The organism is Microcystis sp. M31BS1 (genome assembly GCF_020245285.1).
Taxonomy (GTDB): Bacteria; Cyanobacteriota; Cyanobacteriia; order Cyanobacteriales; family Microcystaceae; genus Microcystis; species Microcystis panniformis.
This window is the reverse complement of record NZ_JADBVE010000093.1, coordinates 1-5230: the sequence shown is the minus strand read 5'-3', so window position 1 is coordinate 5230 and position 5230 is coordinate 1. Positions and strand designations below refer to the sequence as shown.

Here is a 5230-nt window from a genome sequence, read left to right as displayed (position 1 = left end):
ACCGACCCAACTGCAACAAAAAGCGTTAGATTTATTGGGAGTTTCCCTGATTTGTACCCAGTAACGGGGCAGCGGAAATTTTCTTAATCCCTTCTACAGCACAGGTTATGGCTTTTTGTCAACGGGGAAGTCCAGTAATATAAATATCGTGTGAGGAGTATAAGTTCAGTATAAGAAGAACCTTTGGGGTCGAAACACGGCAAGACTCCCAGAGGTTCTTCTTTTTCACTCCCTTATTGGCTCAAAGTCAGCCATAAAATCAGGTTTTCCCCGATCGCTAGTTTTTTCTCAAGTTATCCCTTCTAGGTCTGTTTTTGCTTGCCAAGAGCAACAGGTCAAAATTTTTGCCGAAGAAACTGCACAAGAGCAGTGTAATTGCTCGTAAAATTGGGAATTAAGTACAGGGGCAATCCTATGGCAGATAAAAATAACGGTAACGGTGGCTTATTCGTCGTCGGGGTTTTAGTGGGCAGTGCGATCGGGGCAGTGGCGGGTTTATTAGTAGCGCCGAGATCTGGAAAAGAAACCCGTCGAATTCTGCAAAAATCCGCCCGGGCTTTGCCTGAATTAGCCGAAGATCTGACCACGACGATGCAATTACAGGCCGATCGCCTATCGGAATCGGCCCGGCGTAATTGGGATGATACTTTAATGAGATTAAAAGAGGCGGTGACAGCCGGAATCGAAGCTAGTCAAAGTCTAGCCACGGACAATCCTTTCCCCGACTCAGAAGACTCCCCCCAAGGCGATAATCATCACTCGAATGACCATTAAATGACCGAACCTATTTTCTGGCTAGGATGTTCTTTACTGCTAGTCGCCGTTAGTTTAACGGCGGTTTTCATCGCTGCTTTACCTGCCCTGCAAGAGTTAGCCCGGGCAGCCCGCAGTGCCGAAAAATTATTCGATACCCTCCATCGGGAATTTCCCCCGACTCTAGAAGCAATTCGCCTAACAGGGGCGGAAATCAGCGAATTAACCGAAAATATCGATGAAGGGGTCAAAAGTACCCGCCAAGTTGTCCAAGGAGTCGATCGCAGTCTCGGTAGTGCTAAAGCTGGTCTCAGCAAGCTCGATCGTGGCAGCCGTCGCCTCTTGATCGGTTTGAAAGTCGCTTGGAATACTTGGAAACGCAGTTAAGCAGATGGGGAAGTGGGGTGTGGGGTGTGGGGTGTGGGGTGTGGGGAGTTTTCTCAGTGAACTGATAACTGATAACTGATAACTGATAACTGATAACTGATAACTGATAACTGATAACTGATAACTGACTCCACCAACAAACTTTTTGCCGCAAACCCTACTTAGGCAGAGGAGAATATAAGTTATTATGGGTGATTTTCCGGCTTTAACGGCGTTAATTCTGGCTGGTGGTCAAAGTTCCCGTATGGGACGAGATAAAGCATTGTTATCTTTTCAGGGTCTCTCTTTTCTAGAGAATACTTGTTTAATTGCCCAAGATTGTGCGGTGCAAGTGTCTGTGATTACGCCTTGGCCAGAACGTTATGAACTGATCATTCCCCAATACTGCCGGATAATTAAGGAACCGCTTCCCACTAGGGGGCCTTTATTGGCCTTTGCCTTGGCATTAACTTTTGTATCAACCGATTGGGTTTTATTACTCCCTTGCGATTTACCTTTACTAACGCCTCCAATTATTCAAGAATGGTCAAGATTATTAGCCACTGTACCAGAAAATGCCATGGCTTTGGTTCCTCGGTGCGGCAATCGTTGGGAGCCTCTCTGTGCTTTTTATCATCGTCGTTGTTTAGAATCTTTGCAGACTTATATTCAGCAAGGGGGAACTGCTTTTCAAAAATGGTTAAATGTCGCTGTGGTGGAGGAATTGATTATCGATAATTCCGAGATTTTATTTAACTGTAATACTCCAGAAGATTTAGAGATAATAATAAACTCCCCAGATATTAACCGTAAGAAAACCTAGCACAAAAGGGAGTAAAAGTAAAGAGATCGGCGAAGAAATATTGGATAAATGGCGATAACCATAGTAGAGCATTCCGGTTAGATAACCGCCCGTTACACCGATAATTGCGCCAATAATATCGCCATTTATGGATAAATAGGAAGTGAGCAAAATGACGAGGGAAAAGGGCAAAACTATTAGGCCAGCTAAAAATATATCGCCAGTAAAACTACCATATTTATTACTTAATTTTCTGCCAAACCAACTAGATAAAGTCAGAATAATAAAAGGAAATACTGCCCAGCCTAATAACAGCAAAAACTCAGATTTAACTGTCCAGTTTTGCCAAGTAAAAGCGATAAAAAAACTGCTGATTATTGCTGCTAATGCACCCGTAGCCAAAGCCTGATTACGGTTAAGCTTTAAAAAAGACTGTGCTAGACCGGTCTTAGGTTTGAGCAAAGATGAGCCAGAGATTTTCAGCAAATTAAAAACAATAAAAAGAGTTTTTGACCACTTGATTGATTGCTGTTGTCGATAACTTTTATGAGCATCTCTTAACTTATTGGCAATGGCATGATAGCGGCGAAAATTTCCCTGTTGCTTAAATTTCTTGGCTGCTATTTGAAAATCTTTTCGTGCTGCTGGCAGTTCCGAGAGTTCCTCTAGAGCTAATCCTCTGTGATAATAGAATTGGGGGTTATTGGGGTCAATGGCGATTGCTTTGCCATAAGCTTCTAGGGAGGATTGGGTGTAACCGAGTCGTTGACGGGATAAACCGAGGTAATAGTAAGCTTGGGAACAATCGGGTTTTAACTGCAAAACTTGCCGACAATCGCTTAAAACTTGCCGATCCTGCTGATTATGGTAGTAAACTTCCGCCCGTTGCAGATAGGCCTGCCAAAATTGCGGATTAATTGTGATCGCTTGCTGGTAAAGTGCGATCGCTAGTTGATAATTTTTCTCTTGAGCGTAGTGCCATCCCTGTTGATAAAAATCCTCGGCACTGCGGTTAAAAGTGGGTATTTCCGGGGATAAACTGCGATCATACTCTTTTCTTTTGTCTTTATCGCTCAAAACCCGATAAGCTTGTTCAATTTCCCGAAATTTTGCCACTGCTTCTGGATCATTGGGATTATAATCGGGGTGATATTGCCGGGCCAGACGACGAAAAGCGGCTTTTATCTGATTATTACTGGCATTACGGGGAATTTGCAGGATTTCATAGTAATTTTTCATACTCGAATGCGGGGGGAATTTTCAACTACTTAAAATTGTTGCCAATGGCTCGCCGAAACGACTATCATTGTCAATTAAATAGCTTTTATTGAGAGTTGATCGCTTATGTCTGCCTACACTGCTTCCTCCCTGAAAGCGGAACTCAACGCGCGGGGGTGGCGCTTAACTCCCCAGCGAGAGAAAATTCTGCACGTTTTCCAGAATTTACCGAAAGGCAATCATCTCAGTGCCGAAGAATTGCAGGAATTGCTGGACAAAAGGGGGGAAGGAATTAGTTTATCGACAATTTACCGCAGTGTTAAACTGATGTCGCGGATGGGAATTTTGCGGGAGTTGGAATTGGCCGAGGGTCATAAACACTACGAACTCAATCAACCCTATCCCCACCACCATCATCATTTGGTCTGTATTCAGTGTAATAAAACCATCGAATTTAACAATGATTCCATTCTCAAACACAGTCTCAAACAGTGTGAGAAAGAGGGTTTTCAGTTAATTGACTGTCAGTTAACCGTGATGGCCATCTGTCCAGAAGCTTTGCGGATGGGTTGGCCGTCGGGAATACCGAGTAATTGGGGTTGTACCCGTTCGCTGGTGGATACTCGTTTCCAAAACTGCGAGATTCCCGAATCAAAGGAACCGGAACCAGAAAACTAGACATCTAAGCGGACATTCCCAACTGAAAACCGAGAGCTTTTTTCTGCATTAATTGGAAAATATTATAAAATCCGTTGGCGCGGGAAGGGGTAAGACTGACTTTTAAACCGGTTTCTTCGATAAAATCCGGGGTGACTTGCAGGATTTCTGTGGGAGTCAGTCCATTTAACCCCTCGATTAACAAAGCAACTAAACCTTTGACTAATTGTGCGTCGGAATCCCCTTTGTACCAAACTTGGCCATTTTCGATGTCGGCAGTGATATAAACTTGGGATACACAGCCATGAACTTTATTAGCGGGTATTTTGGCAGATTCTGGTATTGGTTCTAGTTTTTTAGCAAAAGCTAGTAATTGTTCGTATTTTTGCTTAGGATCGGTACGACGTTTGAGGCGTTCGACGATGCGATCGAGATTAGACGGGAGCATATTGCGAGTTAAAATAGGAAAAAATTAGCCAATAGCTTTTTTATATTAGCATTCTCGCGGAAGTTGAGCGCTGTGGTTATCGCTGCCAGGACTGCCTTGGTCAGAGGGTCTGGAGGCTATCTGCTAGAATTGGCATCAATCAAACGCCACGCTTGCAGGAGCTATGGATAAACGCCCTACCAAAAATATAAAATCTCCTTACAATCCTAGGCAATATCGGACTGCCGTTTCAATTTCTTGCATTTTTTCTTCGGATAGTTTCCCAACTGGTGCGGAGGGGAAGCGATTTTTATCAATTGAACGAATTTGAAAACCAAGAAAGACTGTTTCTAAAGGAAGCCCACTTTCATCAGTCGAAACGCGAACATTAGTCGGATAATCTTGGCGAATATTTTCTCCTTTCGTCCCCACCACTACCATCACCACTAAGGGTAACTGATTGATCACATCAATAGATAATAAGTAGTCATGCAAAATTAATTACCTGCCCGATCGAGCTAAAACCCTTACGGGGCAATGATCGTCATGTGTAAATAATTTTGCCTAGGTACTTACTAAAACTGGTCTAGTTCCTGCTTGCTCTTTTCCTTGAATCGGGTTAAGATTAACGAAATAAATTTCACCTCTTGCGATAGTCATTTTCTACAAACCGTCCATTTCAGAGACCATAAACTCCTGATTAATGGTAGCGATTTCTCCTAAAATATCCTGATCATCTGCCATTATTTGCAATTGCTCTTCATCAATTAATTGAGTTTCTATTGTCAATTTTACTTTAGTATTCGGCTTAAGATTAAAGGTTTCAGTAGGATAAAAAGCTTCTCCATTGAAAATAGCAGTAATTTTTTGGCTCTTCTAGGTTCTGTGTGAGCATGGTATAATAGTAACACAGAACAGGAGGTGGGTTATGTGGATAAATTTTGATCAACTCCTCGATTTACCAAATGCAACAGTGGTCAATTATCAAAAAATTGCTCAGACAATTT

The 5230-nt window shown here is 42.7% G+C and carries 7 protein-coding genes and 1 pseudogene; 4 read left to right on the top strand and 4 right to left on the bottom strand.

The features are described from left to right. Positions 1–414: 414 nt before the first annotated feature. The 3 genes from IM509_RS05135 to IM509_RS05125 all read left to right on the top strand — a co-directional run bounded on the left by IM509_RS05135 (position 415) and on the right by IM509_RS05125 (position 1942). Positions 415–774 (top strand): YtxH domain-containing protein, encoded by a 360-nt coding sequence (locus IM509_RS05135; RefSeq protein WP_002790189.1) that lies wholly within the window; start codon positions 415–417, stop codon positions 772–774. After that, entirely contained in the window at positions 775–1140 is a 366-nt protein-coding gene (locus IM509_RS05130; RefSeq protein ID WP_002766050.1) for a hypothetical protein, read from the top strand. It begins immediately after the preceding gene. 187 nt (positions 1141–1327) lie between these two features. Beyond that, entirely contained in the window at positions 1328–1942 is a 615-nt protein-coding gene (locus IM509_RS05125) for a molybdenum cofactor guanylyltransferase (protein WP_052277539.1), read from the top strand. Here the strand turns inward: IM509_RS05125 and IM509_RS05120 are convergent. Continuing rightward, a complete protein-coding gene (locus IM509_RS05120) occupies positions 1895–3160 on the bottom strand; it encodes a DnaJ domain-containing protein (RefSeq protein WP_185236768.1) in 1266 nt (421 codons plus the stop codon). The two genes, IM509_RS05125 and IM509_RS05120, sit on opposite strands and share 48 nt — an antisense overlap. A gap of 105 nt (positions 3161–3265) precedes the next feature. Here IM509_RS05120 and IM509_RS05115 point away from each other — a divergent pair, with 105 nt between their 5' ends. After that, on the top strand, positions 3266–3817 hold the full coding sequence (locus IM509_RS05115; RefSeq protein WP_002737956.1) for a ferric uptake regulation protein: 552 nt from the start codon (positions 3266–3268) through the stop codon (positions 3815–3817). A gap of 4 nt (positions 3818–3821) precedes the next feature. Here the strand turns inward: IM509_RS05115 and IM509_RS05110 are convergent, their stop codons facing one another. The 3 genes and pseudogenes from IM509_RS05110 to IM509_RS24015 form a co-directional block, all read right to left on the bottom strand. Further along, on the bottom strand, positions 3822–4244 hold the full coding sequence (locus tag IM509_RS05110; RefSeq protein WP_052277541.1) for a SufE family protein: 423 nt from the start codon (positions 4242–4244) through the stop codon (positions 3822–3824). Positions 4245–4442: 198 nt separating this feature from the next. Then, a pseudogene (locus tag IM509_RS05105) lies at positions 4443–4883 on the bottom strand (type II toxin-antitoxin system PemK/MazF family toxin). Positions 4884–4886: 3 nt separating this feature from the next. After that, positions 4887–5087: a hypothetical protein gene (locus IM509_RS24015; protein WP_185236769.1), complete on the bottom strand. Its 201-nt coding sequence runs from the start codon at positions 5085–5087 to the stop codon at positions 4887–4889. Positions 5088–5230 lie beyond the last annotated feature (143 nt).

Excerpts from the sequence above, each read along its gene's own strand:
- IM509_RS05135 (WP_002790189.1), top strand. The coding sequence starts at position 415 with ATGGCAGATAAAAATAACGGTAACGGTGGCTTATTCGTCGTCGGGGTT.
- IM509_RS05130 (WP_002766050.1), top strand. The coding sequence starts at position 775 with ATGACCGAACCTATTTTCTGGCTAGGATGTTCTTTACTGCTAGTCGCC.
- IM509_RS05125 (WP_052277539.1), top strand. The coding sequence starts at position 1,328 with ATGGGTGATTTTCCGGCTTTAACGGCGTTAATTCTGGCTGGTGGTCAA.
- IM509_RS05120 (WP_185236768.1), bottom strand. The coding sequence starts at position 3,160 with ATGAAAAATTACTATGAAATCCTGCAAATTCCCCGTAATGCCAGTAAT.
- IM509_RS05115 (WP_002737956.1), top strand. The coding sequence starts at position 3,266 with ATGTCTGCCTACACTGCTTCCTCCCTGAAAGCGGAACTCAACGCGCGG.
- IM509_RS05110 (WP_052277541.1), bottom strand. The coding sequence starts at position 4,244 with ATGCTCCCGTCTAATCTCGATCGCATCGTCGAACGCCTCAAACGTCGT.